Annotated in this window: 21 protein-coding genes, 1 rRNA gene and 1 riboswitch; of the genes, 13 read left to right on the top strand and 9 right to left on the bottom strand. The window is 68.9% G+C overall.

Annotated features, from left to right (window positions below):
* The 11 genes from rrf to M2271_RS38790 all read left to right on the top strand — a co-directional run.
* Window positions 1–95, top strand: a 5S ribosomal RNA gene (gene rrf / locus M2271_RS38840); the annotation flags it as partial.
* Between the two features lie 110 nt (window positions 96–205).
* On the top strand, window positions 206–814 hold the full coding sequence (locus tag M2271_RS38835) for a CDP-alcohol phosphatidyltransferase family protein (RefSeq protein ID WP_280892173.1): 609 nt from the start codon (window positions 206–208) through the stop codon (window positions 812–814).
* A gap of 117 nt (window positions 815–931) precedes the next feature.
* A complete protein-coding gene (locus M2271_RS38830; RefSeq protein WP_280892172.1) occupies window positions 932–3,427 on the top strand; it encodes a mannose-1-phosphate guanyltransferase in 2,496 nt (831 codons plus the stop codon).
* 98 nt (window positions 3,428–3,525) lie between these two features.
* Complete coding sequence (locus M2271_RS38825) at window positions 3,526–4,428, top strand: DUF881 domain-containing protein (protein WP_280892171.1); 903 nt, start codon at window positions 3,526–3,528, stop codon at window positions 4,426–4,428.
* The gene (locus tag M2271_RS38820; RefSeq protein ID WP_003988855.1) at window positions 4,425–4,757 is read left to right on the top strand and encodes a small basic family protein; all 333 of its coding nucleotides are present in this window, start codon (window positions 4,425–4,427) and stop codon (window positions 4,755–4,757) included. The genes M2271_RS38825 and M2271_RS38820 overlap by 4 nt, the downstream gene beginning before the upstream one ends.
* 5 nt (window positions 4,758–4,762) lie before the next feature.
* On the top strand, window positions 4,763–5,596 hold the full coding sequence (locus M2271_RS38815; protein ID WP_280892170.1) for a DUF881 domain-containing protein: 834 nt from the start codon (window positions 4,763–4,765) through the stop codon (window positions 5,594–5,596).
* Window positions 5,597–5,657: 61 nt separating this feature from the next.
* Window positions 5,658–6,617 carry an FHA domain-containing protein gene (locus tag M2271_RS38810; RefSeq protein WP_280892169.1) on the top strand — a complete coding sequence of 320 codons (960 nt, stop codon included), beginning with the start codon at window positions 5,658–5,660 and terminating at the stop codon, window positions 6,615–6,617.
* Window positions 6,618–6,660: 43 nt separating this feature from the next.
* Complete coding sequence (locus M2271_RS38805; protein WP_280892168.1) at window positions 6,661–7,398, top strand: MerR family transcriptional regulator; 738 nt, start codon at window positions 6,661–6,663, stop codon at window positions 7,396–7,398.
* A gap of 107 nt (window positions 7,399–7,505) precedes the next feature.
* The gene (locus M2271_RS38800; protein ID WP_280892167.1) at window positions 7,506–7,979 is read left to right on the top strand and encodes a bifunctional nuclease family protein; all 474 of its coding nucleotides are present in this window, start codon (window positions 7,506–7,508) and stop codon (window positions 7,977–7,979) included.
* Window positions 7,980–8,238: 259 nt separating this feature from the next.
* Window positions 8,239–8,883 (top strand): MerR family transcriptional regulator, encoded by a 645-nt coding sequence (locus M2271_RS38795; RefSeq protein WP_280892166.1) that lies wholly within the window; start codon window positions 8,239–8,241, stop codon window positions 8,881–8,883.
* A gap of 57 nt (window positions 8,884–8,940) precedes the next feature.
* Entirely contained in the window at window positions 8,941–10,290 is a 1,350-nt protein-coding gene (locus M2271_RS38790) for a DNA polymerase IV (protein ID WP_280892165.1), read from the top strand.
* A gap of 232 nt (window positions 10,291–10,522) precedes the next feature.
* On the opposite strand, the gene M2271_RS38785 is transcribed toward M2271_RS38790, so the two are convergent.
* A complete protein-coding gene (locus M2271_RS38785; RefSeq protein ID WP_280892164.1) occupies window positions 10,523–10,894 on the bottom strand; it encodes a PRC-barrel domain-containing protein in 372 nt (123 codons plus the stop codon).
* Between the two features lie 114 nt (window positions 10,895–11,008).
* Window positions 11,009–11,105, top strand: a riboswitch (glycine riboswitch).
* Between the two features lie 184 nt (window positions 11,106–11,289).
* Between M2271_RS38785 and gcvP the strand changes: the two genes are divergently transcribed.
* The gene (gcvP, locus tag M2271_RS38780) at window positions 11,290–14,175 is read left to right on the top strand and encodes an aminomethyl-transferring glycine dehydrogenase (protein WP_280892163.1); all 2,886 of its coding nucleotides are present in this window, start codon (window positions 11,290–11,292) and stop codon (window positions 14,173–14,175) included.
* Window positions 14,176–14,305: 130 nt separating this feature from the next.
* Here the strand turns inward: gcvP and M2271_RS38775 are convergent, their stop codons facing one another.
* The 7 genes from M2271_RS38775 to M2271_RS38745 form a co-directional block, all read right to left on the bottom strand.
* A complete protein-coding gene (locus M2271_RS38775; RefSeq protein ID WP_280892162.1) occupies window positions 14,306–14,725 on the bottom strand; it encodes a TOBE domain-containing protein in 420 nt (139 codons plus the stop codon).
* A 75-nt stretch (window positions 14,726–14,800) separates the two neighbouring features.
* On the bottom strand, window positions 14,801–15,841 hold the full coding sequence (locus M2271_RS38770) for an ABC transporter ATP-binding protein (RefSeq protein WP_280892161.1): 1,041 nt from the start codon (window positions 15,839–15,841) through the stop codon (window positions 14,801–14,803).
* Window positions 15,842–15,885: 44 nt separating this feature from the next.
* Window positions 15,886–16,281, bottom strand: coding sequence for a helix-turn-helix transcriptional regulator (locus M2271_RS38765; protein ID WP_280892160.1), 396 nt, complete (start codon window positions 16,279–16,281; stop codon window positions 15,886–15,888).
* Window positions 16,282–16,459: 178 nt separating this feature from the next.
* On the bottom strand, window positions 16,460–18,415 hold the full coding sequence (locus tag M2271_RS38760) for an amino acid transporter (RefSeq protein WP_280892159.1): 1,956 nt from the start codon (window positions 18,413–18,415) through the stop codon (window positions 16,460–16,462).
* 317 nt (window positions 18,416–18,732) lie between these two features.
* Window positions 18,733–18,870, bottom strand: a complete 138-nt coding sequence (locus M2271_RS38755; RefSeq protein ID WP_280892158.1) for a hypothetical protein — start codon at window positions 18,868–18,870, stop codon at window positions 18,733–18,735.
* A gap of 139 nt (window positions 18,871–19,009) precedes the next feature.
* Window positions 19,010–19,213, bottom strand: coding sequence for a DUF5999 family protein (locus M2271_RS38750; RefSeq protein ID WP_280892157.1), 204 nt, complete (start codon window positions 19,211–19,213; stop codon window positions 19,010–19,012).
* Between the two features lie 439 nt (window positions 19,214–19,652).
* Entirely contained in the window at window positions 19,653–20,237 is a 585-nt protein-coding gene (locus M2271_RS38745) for a hypothetical protein (RefSeq protein WP_280892156.1), read from the bottom strand.
* A gap of 564 nt (window positions 20,238–20,801) precedes the next feature.
* Here M2271_RS38745 and M2271_RS38740 point away from each other — a divergent pair.
* Entirely contained in the window at window positions 20,802–22,319 is a 1,518-nt protein-coding gene (locus M2271_RS38740; protein WP_280892155.1) for a glutamate-cysteine ligase family protein, read from the top strand.
* 238 nt (window positions 22,320–22,557) lie between these two features.
* Here the strand turns inward: M2271_RS38740 and M2271_RS38735 are convergent, their stop codons facing one another.
* Window positions 22,558–24,333 (bottom strand): substrate-binding domain-containing protein, encoded by a 1,776-nt coding sequence (locus tag M2271_RS38735; RefSeq protein WP_280892154.1) that lies wholly within the window; start codon window positions 24,331–24,333, stop codon window positions 22,558–22,560.
* Window positions 24,334–24,472 lie beyond the last annotated feature (139 nt).

Here is a 24,472-nt window from a genome sequence, read left to right as displayed (position 1 = left end):
AAACGCCCGGTTACATTTCGAACCCGGAAGCTAAGCCTTACAGCGCCGATGGTACTGCAGGGGGGACCCTGTGGGAGAGTAGGACGCCGCCGAACTCCTTTTAGAGCTCTGGCTCTTGGGCAGACAAGCCCAAGAGCCAGAGCTTTTTTGTGTTGAGGTAAGGTCAGGGGGCATCGTCGGCCCGTTTCCCACAGGAGGCCCCCGGGTGGAGGTCCAGGAGACCCGCGTCCAGACAGACCGGGTCCTCACCATCCCCAACATCCTCAGCATGGCGCGGCTCGCCGGCGTGCCGCTCTTCCTGTGGCTCGTCCTCAGGCCTGAGCTTGGTGGCCCCAAGAGTGACTACTGGGCGTTTCTGGTGCTGGCCCTGAGCGGCATCAGCGACTACCTGGACGGCAAGCTCGCCCGCCGCTGGAACCAGATCAGCAGCCTCGGCCGGCTCCTGGACCCCGCGGCTGACCGGCTCTACATTCTCACGACTTTGGTCGGTCTGACCTGGCGCGAGATTCTGCCACTCTGGTTGACCGCTGCACTTCTGGCCCGGGAGTTGGTGCTGCTGGTGATGGTGGGGATCCTCAGGCGACACGGCTATCCGCCGCCGCAGGTGAACTTCCTGGGCAAGGCAGCGACGTTCAACCTGATGTATGCTTTCCCGCTGCTCCTGCTCAGTGACGCAAGTGGATGGATCTCGTCACTCGCTGCTATTTTCGGATGGGCGTTCGCCGGATGGGGTACAACCCTGTACTGGTGGGCAGGAGTCCTCTATGTGGTACAAGTCCGCCGCCTGGTTCGTGCGGACGCCATGGCCGACTGAACTCGCCCATTGCCGCGGCTGTATCGGCCCGTTGGCCCGCGACCGAAAAGTGCGGGACAATCTGGACGGATGAAGTCGGCTAGACCGTCATCTCTTATCGAGGAGGACGCTTCCGACATGAAGGCCGTCGTGATGGCCGGAGGCGAAGGCACACGCCTGCGCCCCATGACCTCAAGCATGCCCAAGCCGCTCCTGCCGGTGGTCAACCGGCCGATCATGGAGCACGTTCTGCGGCTGCTCAAAAGGCATGGGCTCAACGAGACCGTCGTTACTGTCCAGTTCCTGGCCTCACTGGTCAAGAACTACTTCGGTGACGGTGAGGAGCTCGGGATGGAGCTCACCTATGCCAATGAGGAGAAGCCACTCGGTACCGCGGGAAGCGTCAAGAACGCCGAAGAGGCGCTGAAGGACGATGCTTTCCTCGTTATCTCCGGTGATGCCCTGACCGACTTCGACCTCACCGAACTCATCAATTTCCACAAGGAAAAGGGTGCGTTGGTCACGGTCTGCCTGACACGTGTGCCGAACCCCCTCGAATTCGGAATCACCATCGTCGACGAAGAGGGAAAGGTCGAGCGCTTCCTCGAGAAGCCGACCTGGGGCCAGGTGTTCTCGGACACGGTGAACACCGGCATCTACGTGATGGAGCCCGAGGTCTTCGACTATGTCGAGGCCGATGTGTCCGTCGACTGGTCCGGCGATGTCTTCCCACAGCTGATGAAGGAGGGCAAGCCGGTCTACGGCTATATCGCCGAGGGCTACTGGGAGGACGTCGGTACCCACGAGAGCTATGTGAAGGCGCAGGCCGATGTCCTGGAGGGCAAGGTCGACGTCGAGATCGACGGTTTCGAGATCTCTCCGGGCGTGTGGGTGGCGGAGGGTGCCGAGGTGCATCCCGATGCCGAACTCCGTGGGCCCCTGTACATCGGCGACTACGCCAAGGTCGAGGCCGGCGCGGAAATCCGTGAGCACAGCGTCGTAGGATCGAACGTGGTCGTGAAGAGCGGGGCCTTTCTGCACAAGGCCGTGGTCCACGACAACGTGTATGTGGGGCAGCACAGCAATCTGCGAGGCTGTGTCGTAGGAAAGAACACCGACATCATGCGTGCGGCCCGGATCGAGGACGGCGCGGTCATCGGCGACGAGTGCCTGATCGGTGAAGAATCGATCGTGCAGGGGAACGTCAGAGTCTACCCGTTCAAGACCATCGAGGCAGGTGCGTTCGTCAACACCTCGGTGATCTGGGAGTCCAGGGGACAGGCGCATCTGTTCGGCGCGCGGGGTGTCTCCGGAATCCTGAACGTGGAGATCACGCCGGAGTTGGCCGTACGCCTTGCCGGCGCCTACGCCACCACCCTCAAGAAGGGCTCGACCGTCACCACGGCCCGGGACCACTCCCGTGGTGCCCGTGCGCTCAAGCGGGCGGTCATCTCCGCCCTGCAGACCAGCGCCATCGACGTACGCGACCTGGAGAACGTACCGCTGCCCGTTGCCCGGCAGCAGACCGGGCGGGGTAGTGCCGGCGGGATCATGATCCGGACCACGCCCGGCGTGCCGGACTCCGTGGACATCATGTTCTTCGACGGGAACGGCGCCGATCTGTCGCAGGGCAGTCAGCGGAAGCTGGACCGGGTGTTCGCGCGGCAGGAGTACCGGCGTGCGTTCCCCGGTGAGATCGGTGACCTGCATTTCCCGGCGAGCGTCTTCGACTCGTACACCGGATCGCTGCTGAGGAACGTCGACACGACGGGTATCTCCGAGTCCGGTCTCAAGGTCGTTGTCGATGCCTCGAACGGCAGCGCCGGGCTCGTGCTGCCCAGCCTGCTCGGCAAGCTCAGGGTGGACTCGCTGACCATCAATCCGGGCCTGGACGAGTCCAGGCCGACGGAGACGGCCGACATGCGTCGGTCGGGGCTGGTGCGGCTCGGTGAGATCGTGGCGTCCTCGCGGGCCGCGTTCGGGGTGCGCTTCGACCCCGTCGGCGAGCGGCTGTCCCTGGTGGACGAGAAGGGCCGCATCATCGAGGACGACCGGGCCCTGCTCGTCATGCTCGACCTGGTGGCCGCGGAACGGCGCAGCGGCCGTGTGGCGCTGCCGGTGACCACCACGAGGATCGCCGAGCAGGTCGCGGCGTACCACGGGACCCAGGTCGAGTGGACGACGACCTCTCCCGACGATCTGACCCGCGTGGGAGGCGACGAGTCGGCGATCTTCGGCGGGGACGGCAAGGGTGGCTTCATCGTCCCCGAGTTCAGCAGTGTCTTCGACGGTACGGCGGCCTTCGTACGGCTGATCGGACTGGTGGCGCGGACGCAGTTGACGCTGAGCCAGATCGACGCGCGGATTCCGCGGGCGCACGTCCTCAAGCGGGATCTGGCGACTCCCTGGGCCGTCAAGGGGCTCGTGATGCGGCGGGTCGTGGAGGCGGCCGGCGACCGGTTCGTGGACACCACCGACGGCGTACGGGTCGTGGAGACCGACGGTCGTTGGGTGATGGTGCTGCCCGACCCGGCCGAAGCGGTCACGCATCTGTGGGCCGAAGGGCCGGACGACGCCTCCGCGCAGGCCCTGCTCGACGAGTGGTCGGCGGTCGTGGACAGCGCCGGGCGCTGAATCGCCTGCCGCGCGCGCGTGCCGGACAAGTGCCCCCAAGGGGGCCTGTCCGGCACGCCGGTGGGGCCATTCGGAGGCAGTGGTCGCGGCGTGCGACGATGTGCGGCATGCCGCAGCCGCCCCCCGTTCGGAGCACCCCCACGCGCGCGCCGCGTCCGGACGCGTCCATGTCGCTGCTCACCAACGTCATGGACCACAGCCTCGACGACGGGTACGCCGAGGCCGCCGCCCGGAAGAAGGCCGAAGGCGCGGGCGGCCTGCCCAAGACGCTCCGGGCGAAGCTCGGTCTGGCCGCCGGCCTGGTGCTCGCGGCACTCGTGGTGACCGTCGGGGCGGCGCAGGCGCGGGTGGCGGCCCCCGTCGTCGCCAAGGAGCGCGAGGAACTGATCGACCGCATCGACCGGGAGACCGAGGCCGCGGACAAGCTCGAGAGCAGCGTCGACGCACTGCGCGACGACGTGAGCACCCGGCAGCGCGAGGCCCTGAAGAGCGGCGACGGTGATCAGGCCGAGCTCATGGGCCTTCTGTCGGGCGCCACCGAGGTGCGTGGCCCCGGGGTGAAACTGGTTGTGGACGACGCCAAGGAAGCCAGCACCGGCGGCGACGGCGATCCGCGGGAGACCGCGGGGTTCTCCGACACCGGGCGGGTGCGCGACCGCGACATGCAGCGCGTGGTCAACGGGCTGTGGGCGTCGGGCGCCGAGGCCGTGTCCGTCAACGGGCAGCGGTTGACGGCCCTGTCGGCGATCCGTGCCGCGGGTGAGGCGATACTGGTCGACAACAAGCCACTCGTGCCGCCGTATACGGTGCTTGCCGTCGGGGACGGCAAGCGGCTGAGCACCAGGTTCCAGAACAGTGCGGACGGGCTGTATCTGCACGCCCTGCAGGAGAACTTCGGCATCCGGACCGCCATCTCCGTGGAGGGGGGCCTCCGGCTGCCCGCCGCGCCAAGTGTGATCGTACGTACAGCACAGCCGAGAACTGAGAAGGGCACATCGTGATCGCCGTACTGGGCCTCGTCGTGGGAGTCGTGGCCGGCCTGTTGGTCCGGCCCGAGGTTCCGGCGGTCGTCGAGCCGTATCTGCCGATCGCCGTCGTGGCGGCACTGGATGCCGTCTTCGGAGGTCTGCGGGCCATGCTCGACGGCATCTTCGACGACAAGGTCTTCGTCGTGTCGTTCTTGTCGAACGTGGTCGTGGCCGCGCTGATCGTGTTCCTGGGCGACAAGCTGGGTGTGGGCGCCCAGTTGTCGACCGGTGTCGTCGTCGTCCTGGGGATCCGTATCTTCTCCAACGCCGCGGCGATCCGCAGGCACGTCTTCCGGGCGTGAGGCGGATGAGCAATCAGGACGAGACGCCCGACAACCGGCTCCGGAAGGAGCTGCCCGAGGAGGCACCCGCCGGGGCACCGCCTCGGGGCGGGGACGCCGCACAGGAGCAGCCGCAGCTGACCGGCCGGCAGCGGCTGGTGAAGGGGCTGTGGCCGCCGCGGGTGACCCGGGCCCAACTGATCGTCGCGGTGCTGCTGTTCGGTCTGGGTTTCGGCCTCGCCGTGCAGGTGGCGTCGACCAGCGACAACGACAGCGCGCTACGGGGTGCCCGCCAGGAGGATCTTGTGCGCATCCTTGATGAACTGGACGACCGTACTCAGCGTCTTGACGACGAGAAGCAGGGCCTCGAAAAGCAGCGGGACGAGCTGGAGAACAGCTCCGACCAGGCAGAGGAGGCCCGCAAGCAGACGATCGAGAAGGAGAGGCAGCTCGGGATCCTCGCGGGCACCGTGGCCGCGCAAGGGCCCGGCATCACGATGACCATCGACGACACGAAAGGGACGGTAAAGGCGGACATGCTGCTCGACGCGATCCAGGAACTGCGCGCGGCCGGCGCGGAGGCGATCCAGGTGAACGGCGTGCGGGTCGTGGCGGGGACCTACCTGACGGACTCCGGGAAGGGTGTGAACGTCGACGGGAACAAGATCAACGCTCCTTTTCGTTTCAAGGTCATCGGCAAGCCGCAGGACCTTGAACCGGCGCTCAACATTCCTGGAGGCGTGGTGCAGACTCTTGAGAAGGAGCAGGCCACCGTGACCGTCGAGCGGTCGGGCAAGATCGTCGTGGACGCCTTGCGAGCGGCGAAGCGGCCTGACTACGCTCGGTCGTCCGCGCAGTGAACAGGGGGTGCATGGGCGACGTCCTGCCAGGGCATGAGGTTGCGGGGGGTCGGCGCACCGAATGGGTGGTGCGTGGTGGAAACTGTCTGGTGGTTACGGACGTTGTGAGGGTGTCCGGGTCGACCGGTGTGTTCAATCAGGGTTCGTCCTGCCCCACGGGCGGGTCTGTTTCGGTCAAGGGGAATCGCCCGTGAAGTTGTTTGCGAAGTTGTTCGGCAAGAGCGCGCGAGAGGGCAGCGACAATGCGACCGCCCGTCATCGCGCACAGCCTGACGCGGAGGGCCAGCGTCCGCTGTTCCGGGACCAGGTCGGTGGTCCGGGCGGTGACGCTTCCGGAGGTCAGGGCGCGGCGTCTGTTGACCCTGCCCAGGCCGGCGCCATAGGTTTCGGGCAACCGTCAACCTCAGGTACGAGTGGAGGGTTTTCCGTCGACCCGTACGCTTCCCATGCCCCCGGGGGGCAGCCGCGGCAGGAGGATCCGTCCATGTCGGCCCTGGTGTGTTCGAGGTGCGGTAACCGCAACGCGGAGAACAGCCGCTTCTGCTCCAATTGCGGTGCCCCGCTGCGGGCTGGGGCCGCACCGGAGCGTCCGTCCGAGACCACGTCCACGATCTCCATCTCGGGCCTTGAGGCCTACGATGCCGAGGCCACCGGTCAGACGCAGATGCCGATGCTCTCCCCGGAGGCGCAGGCTGCCGTCGACGCACTGCCGCTCGGCTCCGCGCTCCTGGTGGTGCGCCGCGGTCCGAACTCGGGCAGCCGCTTCCTGCTGGACGGCGACCTGACCACGGCCGGGCGTCACCCGCAGAGCGACATCTTCCTCGACGACGTGACGGTCTCCCGCCGACACGTGGAGTTCCGTCGCGGTCAGGACGGCTCGTTCACGGTCGCCGACGTGGGCAGCCTGAACGGCACGTACGTCAACCGTGAGCGGATCGACCAGGTCGCTCTGAACAACGGCGACGAGGTACAGATCGGCAAGTACCGCCTGGTCTTCTACGCGAGCCAGCGGGGCTACTGAGCCTCCTCCGGACGTCGTCCGGGGGGACCCCGAGGGAAGGTCCATGCTTCAAACACCGAGGGGCGGTGCCGGACACGGCACCGCCGCCGCGGACGGTGGTCTGATGAGCATCGGCACGGTGCTGACCGTGCTGCGCGACGAGTTTCCCGAAGTCACCATCTCCAAGATCCGTTTCCTGGAGTCGGAGGGGCTCATCGAGCCGCAGCGGACCCCCTCCGGGTATCGCAAGTTCAGCGCCCATGACGTGGAGCGCCTGGGGCACGTCCTGAGGATGCAGAGGGACCACTATCTGCCGCTCAAGGTGATCCGTGAGCACCTGGAGGCCATGGAGCGCGGCGAGGCCGTACAACTGCCGGTCCTGGGTCGTCATGGGGACGGAGGGGCCGCGCCGGAGGCCGTCGAAGGGCCCACGGTGGCTCGGATCGGGCGATCCGAGCTGCTGGCCGCCGCGGAGATCGGTGAGGAGGAGCTGCAGGAGTGGGAGTCGTACGGGCTCATCGCTCCAATGCCGGACGGGGCCTATGACGTCGAGACCGTGACGGTGGCCTCCCTCGTCGCCGAGCTGGGGCGGTTCGGGATCGAGCCGCGGCATCTGCGGGTGATGAAGGCCGCCGCCGATCGTGAGGCCGGTCTGGTGGACCAGGTCGTGGCCCCGCTCAGGCGCCACCGCAACCCGCAGACCAGGGCGCATGCCGAAGCCCGTACGAAGGAACTGGCCTCACTGGCGGTGAAACTGCATGCGGCGCTGGTGCAGACGGCTCTCGGGGTGCGGCTTCCCTGAGACGCGCCTGCGCCTGTCCCGGATCGGGCCGGTCCGCGGAGGCCGGATCGGCCCCCCGTTTCCTGCCCGACTACCCAAACGTCCCGGGCACGGCCTAGGGTTGCTGTGTGAACGAGCTCGATGTCGTAGGTGTCCGGGTCGAAATGCCCTCCAACCAACCGATCGTGCTCCTGCGTGAAGTGGGAGGCGACCGCTACCTCCCCATCTGGATCGGGCCTGGGGAGGCTACGGCGATCGCCTTCGCCCAGCAGGGCATGGCCCCCGCACGACCGCTGACCCACGACCTGTTCAAGGACGTGCTGGAGGCCGTCGGTCAGGAACTCAGTGAAGTGCGCATCACGGAGCTGCGTGAGGGCGTCTTCTACGCGGAGCTGGTCTTCGCCAGCGGGGTGGAGGTGAGTGCTCGTCCGTCCGACGCCATAGCGCTGGCCCTGCGCACCGGAACGCCGATCTACGGCAGCGACGGTGTGCTCGACGATGCGGGTATCGCGATCCCGGACGAGCAGGAGGACGAGGTGGAGAAGTTCCGCGAGTTCCTCGACCAGATCTCGCCCGAGGACTTCGGCACCAGCAGTCAGTGAGACTCATGGCGGCCCGGTGAGGAACAGTCCTCGCCGGGCCGTTCTCGTCCGTTGACGCCTCACGTGCCGGCTTGTGCCAACGGTCCGGGAGAGCGCCCTGCGGTCCGCCCCGGGCGCATTCGGCTAGCCTTTCCCCGCGGTGGGGCACGGGAAACCACTCTTAGGGTGATTATCACTCGGCGTGGCGAGTGTGGCGATCGTTGACGCACCCCTGGTGACTGCCTACCTTCGAGGAGGCAGGTCAAGGACGGAGGTCGGCGTGAGAATCAGCGGCGACGGTACGGCTGGGGGTGCCCCCGGACGCGGTTTCGGGGAGAGCGGTCCGTACCCGCTTCACAGCAACGCGGCCGATCACGCTCCGCAGCGACCGACGGCCGTGCCGAGCAGCGGAGGGGCGACGTCCATGGCGTCCGAGCAGATCGGCTACCGCGGTCCGACGGCCTGCGCAGCCGCCGGTATCACCTACCGGCAACTGGACTACTGGGCCCGCACCGGCCTCGTCGAGCCGAGTGTGCGGCCCGCCTACGGCTCCGGGACACAGCGTCTGTACAGCTTCCGGGACGTCGTCATCCTGAAGATCGTCAAGCGCTTCCTCGACACCGGTGTGTCGCTGCAGAACATCCGCGCCGCGGTCCAGCACCTGCGGGAGCGCGGCTTCAGCGATCTGGAGCGCATGACGCTGATGAGCGACGGCGCCACGGTCTACGAGTGCAGCACGCCCGACGAGGTCCACGCGCTGCTCCAGGGCGGCCAGGGCGTCTTCGGGATCGCCGTCGGTGTGGTGTGGCGGGATGTCGAGAGCGCCCTCTCGCAGCTGCACGGGGAGCGGGTAGACACGGGGGAGACTCTCGTCGGGCACAATCCCACGGACGAGCTGGCGCGGCGGCGCAACCGGGCGGTCTGAGCGCCTCTCCGCTCTTCGGGCGGGGCATTGTCAGTGGCGTAGGGCAGCATCGGAGATGTGAGAAGCGCGCCGACGATCCTGCACCTCGACATGGACGCCTTCTTCGCCTCGGCGGAGCAGGCGTCGAAGCCGAGCCTGCGCGGGAAGGCCGTCGTCGTGGGTGGGCTGGGGCCGCGTGGGGTGGTGGCCACGGCGTCGTACGAGGCGCGGGTCTTCGGGGTGCATTCCGCGATGCCCATGGCCCAGGCGAGGCGGCTCGCACCGAACGCCGCGTATCTCGTGCCGCGCTTCGCGTTCTACCGGGCGATCAGTGAGCAGGTGATGGGCCTGTTGCGGGCTCTGTCGCCGCTGGTGGAGCCGTTGAGTCTGGATGAGGCGTTCGTGGACCTGGAGGCCGGCGGAGCGGCCGGGGACGAGGAGTCGGCGCGGCTCGTCGGCGTGAGGCTACGGGGGGACATACGGGCCGTGACCGGACTGACGGGGTCCGTGGGGCTCGCCGCCTCCAAGATGCTCGCGAAGATCGGCTCGGAGCAGGCCAAGCCGGACGGACTGGTGGTGATCGAGCCGGGGACCGAGCGGGCGATGCTGGGGCCGTTGCCCGTGCGGACGCTGCCGGGGGTGGGCCCGGCGACGGGGGACCATCTGCGGCGAGCCGGGATCACCACGGTCGAGGAGATCGCCGGGGCGGGCGAGGACGAACTCGTTCGGCTGCTCGGGAAGGCCCATGGGCACGGGTTGTATGCCATGGCGCTGGCGCGCGACGAGCGGCCCGTGGTGGCCGAGCGGGAGGCGAAGTCGGTGTCGGTGGAGGACACGTACGACGTCGACATCCATGATCGGACCCGGGTGGGGCTCGAAGTGCAACGGCTGGCGGACCGGTGTGTGCGGCGGTTGCGTGGGGCGGGGCTGTCGGGGCGGACGATCGTACTGAAGGTGCGGAGGTACGACTTCTCCACGCTGACCCGGTCCGAGACCCTGCGAGGGCCCACGGACGACCCGGCGGTGGTGCGGGAGGCAGCCGCGCGGTTGTTGGACTCCGTGGATACGACCGGGGGAGTACGGCTGCTCGGGGTGGGTGTCAGTGGGCTGGCCGACTACACGCAGGAGGACCTGTTCGCGCAGGCCGCGGAGGAGCAGGTGGACGCCGGTTCGGTGGAGGAGGCCGAGGACGCGATTGAGGCGGAGCCGGAGGCGCCGGTCGAGCGGCGGTGGCCCTCGGGGCACGATGTGCGGCATGTCCGGTACGGGCACGGATGGGTGCAGGGGAGTGGGCTCGGACGGGTGACGGTGCGGTTCGAGACGCCTGACTCGGACCCGGGGCGGGTGCGGACGTTTCGGACCGATGATCCTGACTTGGAGGTGGCGGAACCGTTGCCGTTGGTGCCGGGGAGTTTGGCGCAGGCGTGACAGGGGCGGGTGCCTTGGGCACGCGGCCTTCGGGCGGCGCCGGGTTGCCATGAGCGTTACGGGTTCCCCTTCGCGCTCCGGGTTCCTATCCGCGTTCCGGGTTCCCCTCCGTGGCCTGCGTGCTGGGTTCGTTGTCGGTCCGGGTGGTCCTTGTGGGGGCTCGGTGGTGTCGGCGGGTGCGGCTTGGGGGGTGTGGCGTCGGGGACGTCCGGTGCGTCCGGTGCGTTGCTTGTCAGGTGTCGTCCGTGCCTGCCAGGTTGCCGAAGTCGCGGTCCGGGAGCGGGGGCGGAGCGGAGATGTCGAGACCGTAGTGGTGGTAGAGCTGGAGTTCCTGTTCGGGGGAGAGGTGGCGGCCCACTCCGAAGTCGGGGGCGTCCTTGATGAGGGCGCGGTCGAAGGGGACGCGCAGGGTGCCCTCGATCAGTTCGCTGGGCTGCAGGGGGACGAAGGCGTCCCTGGAGAAGAGGCCGGTGCGTATGGCCGCCCATTCCGGTACGCCGGTCGCGTCGTCGAGGTAGACCTCGTCGATCGTGCCGATCTTGGTGCCGTTGCGGTCGAACGCCTTGCGGCCGATCAGGTTGCGCGGATCGATGTCGGTGCGCACGGGCCCTCCACTTGGTCGCAACTCATCCGTAAGCACTACGAAAGAGCACAATCAGGGAGGCGGCCACTCGAACGCCCGGTCGTCTCTCTCGCTGGTAGGCTGGCTACCGGCTGCTGACCCCGTGCGGGAGAGTCCTCCGGACACCACCCGGAGGCGCCGAAGGAGCAAATCCTCCCCGGAATCTCTCAGGCACACGTACCGCACGGACGAGGCCACTCTGGAAAGCAGGGCGGGTGTCGACGGCGTCGACGGCCTCCGCTCTCACCGACGGTGAAAGCCGGGCACCTTCGGGAGGCCCGGTGAAGCTCTCAGGTTGAGATGACAGAGGGGGAGGCCGTCCGGGTACCCGCGCCGTGGTGACCCTCGAAGGTCGTGTCAGACCAGGAGGCCTCCGTATGACCGCCTATCGCATTCCGCTCTCCGAACTCGAGCAGGGCATTCCCTTCGAGCAGCGTCACATCGGGCCCGACCAGGAGGCGCGGGCGAAGATGCTCGCCCAGGTCGGGTACGGCTCGCTGGACGAGCTCACCGCCGCCGCGGTGCCGGACGTGATCAAGAACGCCGACGCGCTCGATCTGCCGGGTGCGCGTACGGAGGCCGAGGTGCTGGCCGAGCTGCGTTCGCTGGCCGACCGGAACCAGGTTCTCGACTCCATGATCGGGCTCGGTTACTACGGGACCTTCACGCCGCCCGTCATCCTGCGGAACGTGATGGAGAACCCGGCCTGGTACACGGCCTACACGCCGTACCAGCCGGAGATCTCCCAGGGGCGGCTCGAGGCCCTGCTGAACTTCCAGACCATGGTCGCCGAGCTCACCGGGCTGCCCACCTCCGGTGCCTCGCTGCTCGACGAGGGTACGGCGGCGGCAGAGGCCCTGGCGCTGTCGCGGCGCATGGGCAGGAACAAGAAGGGTCTCTTCCTGGTCGACGCGGACACGCTGCCGCAGACCGTCGCCGTGATCGAGACGCGTGCCGAGCCGACCGGCGTCGAGGTGGTCGTCGCCGACCTCAGTGCCGGCATCCCGGCGGAGATCGCCGGACGTGAGATCAACGGCTTGCTGATCCAGTACCCGGGCGCCTCCGGGGCCGTACGCGACATCAAGCCCCTCATCGACCAGGCCCACGAGCTCGGCGCGCTCGTGACCGTCGCCGCCGATCTGCTGGCGCTCACGCTGCTGAGGTCCCCGGGGGAGCTCGGGGCGGACATCGCGGTCGGGACGACCCAGCGGTTCGGTGTGCCGATGGGGTTCGGGGGACCGCACGCCGGATACCTGGCCGTGCGCGAGAAGTTCGCGCGCAGCCTGCCCGGGCGGCTCGTGGGTGTCTCTGTGGACGCCGACGGGCACAAGGCCTACCGGCTCGCCCTGCAGACGCGGGAGCAGCACATTCGGCGGGAGAAGGCGACCAGTAACATCTGCACCGCGCAGGTGCTGCTGGCGGTGATGGCCGGTATGTACGCGGTGTACCACGGGCCCGAGGGCCTGAAGACCATCGCGCGGCGCACCCACCGGTACGCCACGATCCTCGCCGCGGGGCTGATGGCCGGAGGGGTCGAGGTCGTGCACGGCTCCTACTTCGACACACTGACCGCCCGGGTGCCCGCGAAGGCCGCCCAGATCGTCGCGGCGGCCCGCGAGAACGGTGTCAACCTGCGGCTCGTGGACGCCGACCAGGTGTCGATCGCGTGTGACGAGACGACCGCGCGGGCCCAGCTGGCTGCCGTGTGGGCCGCGTTCGGGGTCGAGGGTGACATCGAGGCGCTCGACGCCGCCACCGCGGACTCCCTGCCGGCCGCGCTGTCGCGCACCGACGACTACCTTACGCACCCCGTCTTCCACCAGCACCGCTCCGAGACCGCGATGCTGCGCTACCTGCGCCGGCTCGCCGACCGCGACTACGCGCTCGACCGCGGCATGATCCCGCTGGGCTCCTGCACCATGAAGCTCAACGCGACCACCGAGATGGAGCCGGTGACCTGGCCCGAGTTCGGGCAGTTGCACCCGTTCGCGCCCGCCGAGCAGGCCCAGGGCTACCTCACGCTCATCCGGGAGCTGGAGGAACGTCTCGCCGAGGTCACCGGATACGACAAGGTCTCGCTCCAGCCCAACGCGGGTTCGCAGGGCGAGCTGGCCGGACTGCTGGCCGTACGCGGATACCACCGGGCCAACGGGGACGAGCAGCGGACGGTGTGTCTGATTCCGTCGTCCGCGCACGGCACCAATGCTGCCAGCGCCGTGATGGCCGGGATGAAGGTCGTCGTCGTGAAGACCGCCGACGACGGTGAGATCGACGTCGAGGACCTGCGGGCGAAGATCGAGGAGTACCGCGACGAGCTGGCGGTGCTGATGATCACGTACCCCTCGACGCACGGTGTGTTCGAGGAGCATGTCGCCGACATCTGTGCGCAGGTGCACGAGGCGGGCGGGCAGGTGTACGTCGACGGCGCCAACCTCAACGCGCTGGTCGGGCTGGCCAAGCCGGGCCACTTCGGCGGTGACGTCTCGCACCTGAACCTGCACAAGACCTTCTGCATCCCGCACGGCGGCGGCGGGCCGGGCGTCGGCCCGGTCGGTGTGCGCGCGCACCTGGCGCCGTATCTGCCCAACCACCCGCTGCAGCCCGCGGCCGGACCGGAGACCGGTGTCGGCCCCGTCTCGGCCGCGCCCTGGGGATCCGCCGGCATACTGCCGATCTCGTGGGCGTATGTACGGCTCATGGGCGGTGAGGGACTCAAGCGGGCCACGCAGGTGGCGGTGCTGAGCGCCAACTACATCGCCAAGCGGCTCGAGCCGCACTACCCCGTGCTCTACACCGGCCCCGGCGGGCTGGTCGCGCACGAATGCATCATCGACCTGAGGCCGCTCACGAAGGCGACCGGGGTGAGTGTCGACGATGTCGCCAAGCGGCTCATCGACTACGGGTTCCACGCGCCGACGATGTCGTTCCCGGTGGCCGGGACGCTGATGATCGAGCCGACCGAGTCCGAGGACCTGACCGAACTCGACCGGTTCTGCGAGGCCATGATCGCCATTCGCGCGGAGATCGAGAAGGTCGGCTCGGGTGAATGGCCCGCGGACGACAACCCGCTGCGCAACGCTCCGCACACCGCCGGCGCGCTGGGCGGCGAGTGGGAACACACGTACACCCGCGAGGAGGCCGTCTTCCCTGCCGGTGTGTCCGTGGCGGACAAGTACTGGCCGCCGGTGCGCCGGATCGACCAGGCCTTCGGGGACCGGAACCTCGTCTGCTCCTGCCCGCCGCTGGACGCGTACGAGGGCTGACACGTCATGGATGAGCATTGACCTGTCGTATACGAGCCCTGACATGTCGTATACGAGGGCTGAGACGTTGTAAGTGAGAAGGGCTCCGTCCGGTCGTGTGCCGGTGGAGCCCTTCCGTGTGTCTGAGGTGTCAGACGGTCGCCAGGGAGACCTCGGTCGACTTGATCAGGGCGACGACCGGGGTGCCTGCCGCGAGGGCGAGGTCCGTGGCGGCGTCCCTGGTGATCACCGAGGTGAGGTCGGCACCCTGGACGGAGATCTTGACGGAGGCCATGGCGCCGCCGGTCGCGATCTCCTGGACAACGCCGGCCAGTTGGTTACGGATGGAGAGCCCGTCGACCGGAGCGGTGGCGAGGGAGACCTCCGTCGCCTTCACCAGGGCGCGAACGGGTGAGTCCGCGGCCAGGCCCAGTTCCTCGACTGCCTCCAGGGTGATCGCGGCGGTGAGGTCCTGACCGCCGTCGAGGCGGACCGTGACTGTGGCCATCACCTCGCCCGGGGCGACGGCGGTGACGGTACCGGGGAGCTGGTTGCGGATGCTCAGGCTCACGGCGAGGCCTCGCAGAGGGGGGAGGGACCAGGGGTCCGAGGGGCCAGGGGTCCCCACCGTAGCCGTCGATGGGTCTTATGTCGGGTATGCATGAGTTTGCATCGCTTTGATGGTCGCCCAGACCGGTGCGCCCGGGTGCAGGTCGAGTTCGGCCGCGGCAACCGTGGTGAGGTCGGCGGCGAGGGGAAGTTCGCCGGTGAGGTCCGCCCGGATCTGGTCGCCGTGGGTCTTGAGACCGGCCACCTCGCGGCGCCACAGGTTGCGGGCGCTGGAGCCGGTGGGCCGGTCGCGGTAGAGGGTCACGGCGCTCGGTGGGAACGCGACGAACACCGGGCCGGCGAGGTCCTCGGTGGTGGTGAGGGCGGGTCCTGCGTCGAGGCGGACCGTGTGACCCTCGGCCTGGCCCTTGTAGAGGTTCAGCCCGACCAGTTGCGCGATGTGGTCCGTACGGGGATGGCGGGCGATGTCGGCGGGGGCGCCCTGCTGGACGACCCGGCCGTGCTCGATGACGACGAGTCGGTCGGCCAGCACCATGGCGTCCAGTGGGTCGTGCGTGACCAGGACGGCGACGGCCTCGAACTCGGCCAGATGGCGGCGGAGTTGGGCGCGGACCTCCAGGCGGGTGCGGGCATCCAGAGCGGCGCGGGGCTCGTCCAGGAGCAGCAGACGGGGGTGGGTGGCCAGGGCGCGGGCGAGGGCGACGCGCTGGGCCTGACCGCCGGAGAGCTTGCGGGGCTTGGTCCCGGCGTGGTCGGTGAGGCCCATGCGGTCCAGCCATTCGGCGGCCTGTGCACGGGCCGCCGCCTTGGTCACGCCGTGGCAGCGCGGGCCGAAGGCCAGGTTGTCGAGGGCGGACAGGTGCGGGAAGAGCAGGTAGTCCTGGAAGACGACGCCCACGGGGCGGGATTCGGGGGGCGTACGGTCCAACGCGGCGCCGTCCAGGCATAGACGGCCGTCGGTGAGTGGGGCGAGGGCGCGCAGGGCGGTGGTCTTGCCTGCACCGTTCGGGCCGAGGAGGGCGACGACGTCACCGGGGGCGGCGGTGAGGGTGACGTCGAGGCGGAAGGTGCCGTGATCGACGACGAGACGGGCGTCGAGGCCCGCACGATGTGGCACGCATGTGCGTCTCTGTGGAAGTGACTGTCTCCGGGGAGCGCCGGTCAGGCCAGGTCGATGTGGACGTTCGTCGACTTCACTCGTGCCGTGGCCTCCATGCCGACCTCCAGACCGAGGTCCTCGACGGCCTCGCGGGTCAGGAGGGAGACGAGCCGGTGTGGGCCGGCCTGGATCTCGACCTGGGCGGCGACATCGCCGAGCTTGATCGCCGTGACGATGCCGGGGAAGGCGTTGCGGACGGAGGTGTACGGTGTGTCCTCCTCGTCGCTTCCGGCCTTGGCGAGTGCCACCGAGAACGCGGCCAGGTCCCGCCCGTCGACGACCCTTCTGCCGCTGTCGTCGCGGTGGGTCGCCACCCGGCCCGCGTCCGTCCAGCGGCGCGCGGTGTCGGGGCTCACGCCGAGGAGCCGTGCTGCCTGGCCGATTGTGTAGGACTGCATGCCGGTCACGATAGGGGCGCTGTCGGGGAACCGCGGGTGGGGGGTGGCCGGTGGGTTCCGCGTCGGCGCCGCACCAAAGAGGATCGGCCTGTGGATGTCCGCTTCGTCTCCCTGCCCCAGCGGATCGGCCCGGTGATGCCCGTGCTCCGGCGCCCCGACCCCACCCCGCCCGACTCGCTCAGCCCGTGTGGACGCGAGGTCGTCGTGCCCGGTCGGGTTCCGCTTCACGCAGGACCTCTCGGGTGACCGGGGCGACCTCGCCCTGGCCGAAGAGGAAGAAGCGCAGGAAGTTGGCGAAGGGGTTGCCCTCGGTCCACTCGAAGTAGATGTGCGGGGTGCACTTCGTCGCGTCGCGGACGTGCAGGAGCAGGGCCGCCAGGGCGTTGGGGATGGCGGCGGACTCCAGGGTCAGCACGCGGTAGCGGTTGTGCAGGACCTCGCCGCGTACGGTCAGGCCCGCCTCGAACTCGGAGGGGTCGAGGACGGTGACCTCGACGAAGACGAAGTCCTCCTGTTCCGGCATGTCGTTGTCGGCCCGGATCTGCTCGATCTTGTCGCGGTACTCGGCCTTGTCTCGCCGGTCGGGCTCGTTGGCGATGAACCGTATCTTGCGGCTGGCCATGTCCCGGATGAAACGTTCCGCCATGTCGTCGAGCGTCACGCTGGTCACGCGGAGCTCGAAGGCGCGGGCCAGGCGGGACAGCAGGGAAACCAGGATGATGCCGGCGATGAAGCAGGCGCCGATCTTCACACCGTCGGGACGCTCGATGACGTTCACGACCGTCGTGTAGAGGAACACCGCCGAGATCACCGCGAAGCCGATGGCCCCCTTCCGCTGGCCTGCCTTGCGGGCGGCGATGGTGACCGCGATCGCGGCGGAGCTGATCAGCACCAGCACGCCGGTGGCGTAGGCGCCGCCCTGCGCGTCGACGTCCGCGTCGAAGATCCAGGTGACCAGGAAGGCGATGAGGATGAAGACGATGACCATCGGGCGCACGGCGCGGGCCCAGTGCGGTGCCATGCCGTAACGGGGCAGATAGCGGGGCATCAGGTTGAGCAGCCCGGCCATGGCGGATGCGCCCGCGAACCACAGGATGGCGATGGTCGCGACGTCGTAGACCGTGCCGAAGGCGCTGCCGAGGTAGTTGTGCGCCAGGTACGAGAGGGCGCGGCCGTTGGCCTGGCCGCCGGACTCGAACTCCTTCTCCGGGATCAGCAGGGTGGTGATGAAGCTGGTGGTGATCAGGAAGCAGCTCATGATCACGGCAGCGGTGGTGAGCAGCTTCTTGGTGTCCCGGATCCGGCCGGTGGGCTGTTCGTCGGTGTCGTCCGGGTCTCCCTGGACGTGCGGCATCACGGCCACGCCGGTCTCGAAGCCGGAGAGACCGAGCGCGAGCTTCGGGAAGACCAGCAGGGCCACGCCGACCATGGCGAAGACGTTGCCGTGCTCGGCGGTCAGGGCGCCGGCCCAGTCGGTGACGACATGGCTCGCGGTGACGACGTGCCACAGACCGACGGACACGACGACGAGGTTCAGTGCGAGGTAGATGCCCACCAGGACGACGGCGACGCCGATCGCCTCCAGGAACCCCTTGAGGAACACCGCGCCGAGCAGCGCCACGAGAACGAGGGTGATCGGCATTTGCTTGTCGTGCAGGGTGCTGGTCAGGTGCGGGTTCTCGACCAGGTGGGTCGAGGCGTCCGCCGCCGAGAGCGTGATGGTGATCAGGAAGTCGGTGGCGGCGAAGCCGAGCAGGGTCAGGACGAACAGCTTGCCCTTCCAGAAGGACAGCAGCCGCTCCAGCATCGCGATCGAGCCCTCGCCGCGCGGGCTCTCCTCGGCCACACGGCGGTACACGGGCAGGGCGCCCGCCAGAGTCACGATCACCAGCACGATGGTCGCCACCGGCGACAGCAGACCGGCCGCGAGTGCCGCGATGCCCGGCTGATAGCCGAGGGTGGAGAAGTAGTCGACGCCGGTCAGGCACATCACCCGCCACCATCGCTGGCCCTTGTGTGCCGGTTCGGGTGTGGCGTGCGGGCCCTGGTGGCCGCCGTCCCGGCCCATGTCGGAGAGGTCCTCCAGCATCCAGGAGCGCAGACGACTGGCAGGAGGGTGTTCGGTGGTGGCCATCAGGCGTGCTCCTGAGATGCGGGTCGGCGTGTGGATCCGGCCATCACGCATTCGGCGCAACCAGCGTAAGCGGAGAGTGACGCCCGGGCCTGCGGATGAGGGGGCGGAGGCCGTCAAGCTTGCGTTAAGACTGATGCGGCGGGAGCCAGAAGCACGTCAAGCGGAGGTCAGCGGGCTGACAGGCGTGGGGGCCAGGTGCAGGGGCCGGGCTGTGCGAGGGATCGGGGCGGGCGACAGGGCGGACACCCAGCGTCATGGCGTACGGCGATTCCCGGCGGCTCGCCATCTGTCCCGTGCGCCTGCGGGGTCAGGGCCGGTCACTCCAGGGCGGAGATCCTGAACACGGTCAGCGCGGTCTCCCGGTCGATCTGTCGGGTGACCCGATGCAGTGCGGGAGTGCCGTACGTGAGCAGGCCGCGGGACATCGACGGATGGATGTCGCTGTCCCGCGACACCTCCGTGACGGCAGCCCGCACAAGGGACTACGGGGAGTGACCGACCCCGGACATACGTCGGGGCCGGTGCGCAGTCGACGCTGCGAGCCAGCCCCTCAGGTACTCCGGGCGGCGCGGTGGACCGCCCGGTCGGTCAGGCTCAGGCAGCCGTCATCACCTGGCTCGCCAGCGGACGGTGCGGGGCGATGACCCGGCCGTCCGGCAGGAGCTCACCGGTGTCCTCGAAGAGCAGGACGCCGTTGCACAGCAGGCTCCATCCCTGTTCCGGGTGGTGCGCCACGAGACGGGCGGATTCCCGGTCGGCGGAGTCGGCTGTAGGGCACGGCGGCTGGTGCTGGCACATTGGTGGGATCTTTCGCTCTGTCCTGACGGATGAAATGGCTGTCGTGTCTGTTCCGCGGCTTGAAGCGTCGTTCATGGCCGCCCCCCGTAACGATAAGTCGGTCTGAACCAAGTGTTGCCCCACGGACGTCAATCCGCAGGGATTTAGCAGCGCCGCTTCTCACAGGTTGATGACGCCTCACCCGCCCAGACGGTTCATCCCAACTGCACTGTCACTTCGGATGGTTCGCAGTGGCCGGATAGGGCTAGTCCGGACGGGTCAGGGGCTCCGTCCGGCTCGCACGAGCCATAAAGTGCTCGTACGAGCAAGGGTGAGCGGGTACGAGCGAGCGTGAGCGACTGTGCGCCAATTGAGCACTGGAAATCGTGGTGCAAAACGCGTCGTACCCCGCTGCCCGGAATGCGGGAACGGGGTACGAAGGTCGCTCAGGCGAGGGATTTCAGGCGGGTGAGCTGAGCAGCGGCGTGGGAGTCACCCGATGGGTGAGCACCGGGAGGAGTTCGGCCACCCGGTGCGGTCGGTGGGCCGCGATGCCGGGCGGGGCGGGGGCCAGCGGGACGAGCAGGTCGGTGGCGGCGGGGTGACCGGTCGCGCCGTCGGCGGCGCAGTCACCGTGCAACCACAACGTCAGCATGTACAGGCCGGGGACCGACAGCAGGCGCGGCTGGTAGGGCTGGGTCATGGTCTCGGCCTGGCGCAGCGCACGCTCGGTGGAGGCGATGTACGGGCCTTCGAAGAAGTGGGAGAACGCCCACCCGTCGGGGGTCAGCATCGTCTCAGCCGCGGCCACCGCGCGGTCGGCGCAGCGGATCAGGAAACGCCAGCCGGTCAGCCGGGTGACGGGGATGCCCGAGGCGTCGATCCCGTCCAGGACGTGCACGGGCAGAGGCAGTTCGGCCGTGGTGGGCCCCTGGGCGTGCAGCAGGGACGGAGTTCGGGCCTCTTTTACCGCGGTGGGAGAACCGAGGGCAGTGAGGACGGTGCGAAGGGCTGGCGCGGGAGCCGGCGGGACATGCAGCGGCATGGTGGGTCGCCTCTCATTCGACAGGCACAGGGGCGCGAGGGCGGGGCGGGGTGGCGCGGGGCGGACGGCGCTGTCTGCTCGCGGGGCAAGAGAGGTGGGGGCCGTGGTCCGATACCGGGGATGTGGGTGAGGCCTGCCGCACGTCACCTGACGGCAGGATCGAGGGCCGCGGATGCCAGCCTTCTGCCTTGTTCGCGGAGTTTATACGACATATGTTCAGACTGTGTTTCGTCTAGCCGTTTCTCACGAGTAGGGCAAGACTTCAATCGGTCGGCGATTTCGCGGGAATCCTCCCGATTCCGGGGCGATCGCACGGCGATGACCTCGGAAAATGCCCGGGCAACGGACGGCCCATTCTCATCGGCGTTTTTCACGAGTTCTTCAGGGAACCCGAAACCGCAGCGTGCACCATGCCCGGCGAATGTGCCACCGGTCACATCTGCCAGAGTAGCGGCTGCCGAGCCCGTCCGGGGCGTTATCGATCGTCTCGGCTGGGCATCATCCCACCTGACCCGGACACCGGCGGCCGGATCCACGGCCCGCCCGATGAAGGAGGACCCTTCGATGGGGGAAAAGGTCGCGGCAGGCCAGTACGACCTGTCCGATCGCCAGCGCTACCGCGACAAGCTCCGACAGTGCCTGACGGGGCTGGAGCGACTCCTGGTCGAGGAGCGGTTCGATCGCCCGAAGAACCTCATGGGGCTGGAGATCGAATTGAATCTCACGGGCTCTGACGGCATGCCGAAAATGCTCAATGCGCAGGTGCTCGAACGCATCGCAAGCCGAGATTTCCAAACAGAACTCGCCATGTTCAACCTGGAAGTCAACATAGCTCCACACCGATTGAGTGGGAGTGTATTCGACCGGCTCGCCGAGGAACTCCGCACCTCGCTGGCATACGCCGACCGGAAAGCGGGCGAACTCGACGCGGGAATCATGATGATCGGCATTCTGCCGACCCTCGACAGGGACGACCTGGTCTCCTCCAACCTCTCGGACGTCGACCGCTACGCCCTGCTCAACGACCAGATCGTGGCCGCCCGCGGGGAGGACTTCGCCCTCGACATCGACGGTGTGGAGCGCCTCACCTGCACCTCCAAGTCCATCGCGCCCGAGGCCGCCTGCACCTCGGTGCAACTGCACCTCCAGGTCACCCCGGACCGCTTCGCCGACGTGTGGAACGCCGCCCAGGCCGTCGCAGCGGCGCAGATCGCCGTGGGCGCCAACTCGCCGTTCCTGTTCGGCCGCGAGCTGTGGCGCGAGTCCCGGCCGCCGCTGTTCCAGCAGTCCACCGACACCCGCCCGCCCGAACTCCAGGCCCAGGGGGTGCGCCCGCGGACCTGGTTCGGCGAACGCTGGATCTCCTCCGCGTACGACCTCTTCGAGGAGAACCTGCGCTACTACCCGGCCCTGCTGCCCATCTGCGACGACGAGGACCCGCTGGAGGTCATCGCCGCGGGCGGCGTCCCCACCCTCGCCGAGCTGGTCCTGCACAACGGCACCGTCTACCGCTGGAACCGCCCCGTCTACGGCATCGCCGACGGCGTCCCGCACCTGCGTGTCGAGAACCGGGTGCTGCCCGCTGGACCCACGATCACCGACGTCATCGCCAACGCGGCTTTCTACTACGGCATGGTCCGCGCCCTCTCCGCGGAGTCCCGGCCGGTGTGGACCAGGCTGCCGTTCGAGGCCGCCGCCGCCAACTTCGACGCCGCCTGCAAGCACGGCATCGACGCCCGCTTCACCTGGCCCCGGCGCGGCCGTCACGGCGGCACGGTCGAGGTCGACGCCGTGACCCTGGTACGTGAGGAACTGCTGCCGCTCGCCGAGGCCGGTCTTGAGGCGTGGGGAGTGGAGCCCGCCGATCGCGACCTGTACCTCGGCGTGATCGAGGAGCGGTGCCGACGTCGGGTCAACGGCGCGTCCTGGCAGGCGGCGACCTTCCACCGGGCCCTTGAGGGCGGGCTGTCGCGGGACGCCGCGCTGGCCGCGACGACCCGTCGCTACTGCGAGCTGATGCACAAGGGCGAGCCCGTGCACACCTGGCCGGTGGGCCTGCCGGAGCCGGTGCCGCTGGGCTGAGGGAGGCGTCCGTGCGGCGAGGGCGGGACGGCGGTAAGAGGGGTCGGTGCGGCGAAGCGGGAGGGCGGGCATGATGCGTCAGCCGACGGCGGCCACGTCGCGTCAGCCGACGGCGGCGCATCGCGTCAGCCGACGGCGGCCACGTCGCGTCAACGGCCGGCGCATCGCGTCAGCCGACGGCGGCCACGTCGCGTCAACGGCCGGCACATCGCGTCACCCGCCGGCCGGGTGAGATGCGTCAGCCCTGGCCCGCTGCCCGTGCGCCGGCCGCCACGATCGCCTTCAGAATCACCGAGTGGATCTGGGCGGGATCACTGACCTCCTGCCCCGATCCGCCGGTCGCTCGGGCGATCTGCTCGGCCTCCGCGCGATCGGCGTCAGGACCCACGGCGATCGCGATGAGCGGCACCCGATGTTCGGGGTCGGTGAGCTTCTCCAGCTCCGAGATCAAGGTGCCGCGCGAGATGCTGCCCGGGTCCTGGTTCACCCCGTCGGTGAGCACCACCAGGGCGTTGAACTTCCCCTTCCCATAGGAGGACGTGGCTGCCTTGTACGCGGCGAGCGTGGTGTCGTACAGGCCCGTGGCACCGTTCGGCGCCGGCGCCAGGTTGCTGAACGCCGCCGTCAGCCGGTCCCGCTGGGTGCCGCCGCCCACCCGGTCGCCGAGGCGTTCGGTCGGCACGAGCACGCGGTAGTCCTTGTCGCCGTCCAGCTTGGTGGCGAAGTCCCACAGCCCGATCTCGTCCTCGGGCGTGAATGTGGCGAGGGCCTGGAGCAGTGAGGCCTTGGTGACGTCCATCCGCGACCGGCCGGTGCGCGGGGCCTTCTCCGACATGGACGAGGAGGCGTCCACGACCGTGGTGATCCGGGCGCTCTGCACTGTGATCGTCCACACGCCGAGGGCCTCCTGGAGCGTCTCCTCGGCGGCCGGTTCGGCGGCGGGCTCCCGGTACGGTTGCGGACGGCTGCCGCCGGCCTTCGCGACCAGTGTGTCCGGCACCTCGTCGTCCGACGTCCGGAAGCCGCGTTGCTGCAGCAGCCGGAGCTGTTCCGGCTGTCGGACATAGCTCAGGAAGCGGATCGCGGCCCGGCTCTCGTCGGTGGTCAGCCCCGTCTGGTCGACCAGTGTGTACGGGTAGTCGAGCCGCGGCGCACCGTCCTCGGGATAGAAGAGGTCCAGGCTGTTGCCACCGTCGGCCGAGGAATTGTGTGTAAACGCGGCCTGCTCCGACAGGATCAGCGCCTGATTGCGCTTCGGGTTGCCCTGCTCGGCGCCCGAGGCGTCGCGTGGCAGGGTCTCCAGGAGCTGCCCGTCGCTGTCCGTGGTGCGCTGTGACAGCGTCTTCATCATCGCCGCGGCCTGGGTGTCCCCGGCCTCGGTCTGCGGGGCGGCGGAACTCAGCCGGGTGAGCGCGAGCAGCCCGGTCGCGCTGCGCACGGGGTCGGCCGCGCCGAGCCTGAGGGAATCGCCCTGCAGTGCGGCGCCCGCCAGCTCCAGCCAGTTGTACGTCTCGTTCGGCCATCCCAGCGACTTCGCGGCCGTCGGCACCATCGCCATCCCGACGGGCGTGGAGGCGACGTTGCCCACCTGGGACACGTCCGCCGTGCCGCTGTCCGTTTCCAGCCGCCTGAGCCACAGGTCCGAGTCCGGGACCCACACCTGGACGCCGGTCTTCTCACCGGCCAGCAGCGTGTCCGTGACCTTGTACGCGTCGCGCGCGGTCACCGTGACGGCGACGCAGCGACCGTCGGAGGTGAGGTCGTCGTCGCGGGCCCGCTCGGCCGCGGCCGCGAGGGTGGGCGCCAGGTCGGGCGAGGCGGCGAGCCTCAGCCGTACGGGGTCGTCCTGGCAGGAGGAGCCGAAGGAGAGCAGTCCGCCCTGGATGGCGGCCACCGTGCCGCCGGCCACGGTGAGCACGAGGGCTGTCGCCAAGGCCACCACGCGGCGGCGGGCGCGTGGACGGGGGTCGCTGTCGCCCGCACCATACTGATCGGGCAAGCTGTGACGTCCCATGACGGTGGTGCCCCTCCCTGTTGCCTGCTGAACCTCGTGCCGACGCCGGCCGTACGGCATGCAAACAAGGGGGGGAGGTACGCCTGCACGGCGTCCACCCCCCGACGGCCAGTCGCGCACGATCTTCGTAACTTCTTTC

Origin of the sequence: Streptomyces sp. LBL, assembly GCF_029893585.1 — a bacterium.
Classification (GTDB): Bacteria; Actinomycetota; Actinomycetes; order Streptomycetales; family Streptomycetaceae; genus Streptomyces.
This window is presented reverse-complemented; position numbering and strand designations above follow the sequence as displayed.

Bases quoted from the DNA above. Each gene is read 5' to 3' on its own strand.
- gcvP (WP_280892163.1), top strand. From the start codon at position 11,290: ATGACCGCCTATCGCATTCCGCTCTCCGAACTCGAGCAGGGCATTCCC.
- M2271_RS38750 (WP_280892157.1), bottom strand. From the start codon at position 19,213: ATGTGCCAGCACCAGCCGCCGTGCCCTACAGCCGACTCCGCCGACCGG.
- M2271_RS38760 (WP_280892159.1), bottom strand. From the start codon at position 18,415: ATGGCCACCACCGAACACCCTCCTGCCAGTCGTCTGCGCTCCTGGATG.
- M2271_RS38830 (WP_280892172.1), top strand. From the start codon at position 932: ATGAAGGCCGTCGTGATGGCCGGAGGCGAAGGCACACGCCTGCGCCCC.
- M2271_RS38765 (WP_280892160.1), bottom strand. From the start codon at position 16,281: ATGCAGTCCTACACAATCGGCCAGGCAGCACGGCTCCTCGGCGTGAGC.
- M2271_RS38745 (WP_280892156.1), bottom strand. From the start codon at position 20,237: ATGCCGCTGCATGTCCCGCCGGCTCCCGCGCCAGCCCTTCGCACCGTC.
- M2271_RS38815 (WP_280892170.1), top strand. From the start codon at position 4,763: ATGAGCAATCAGGACGAGACGCCCGACAACCGGCTCCGGAAGGAGCTG.
- M2271_RS38810 (WP_280892169.1), top strand. From the start codon at position 5,658: ATGGGTGGTGCGTGGTGGAAACTGTCTGGTGGTTACGGACGTTGTGAG.
- M2271_RS38735 (WP_280892154.1), bottom strand. From the start codon at position 24,333: ATGGGACGTCACAGCTTGCCCGATCAGTATGGTGCGGGCGACAGCGAC.
- M2271_RS38740 (WP_280892155.1), top strand. From the start codon at position 20,802: ATGGGGGAAAAGGTCGCGGCAGGCCAGTACGACCTGTCCGATCGCCAG.
- M2271_RS38805 (WP_280892168.1), top strand. From the start codon at position 6,661: ATGCTTCAAACACCGAGGGGCGGTGCCGGACACGGCACCGCCGCCGCG.
- M2271_RS38825 (WP_280892171.1), top strand. From the start codon at position 3,526: ATGTGCGGCATGCCGCAGCCGCCCCCCGTTCGGAGCACCCCCACGCGC.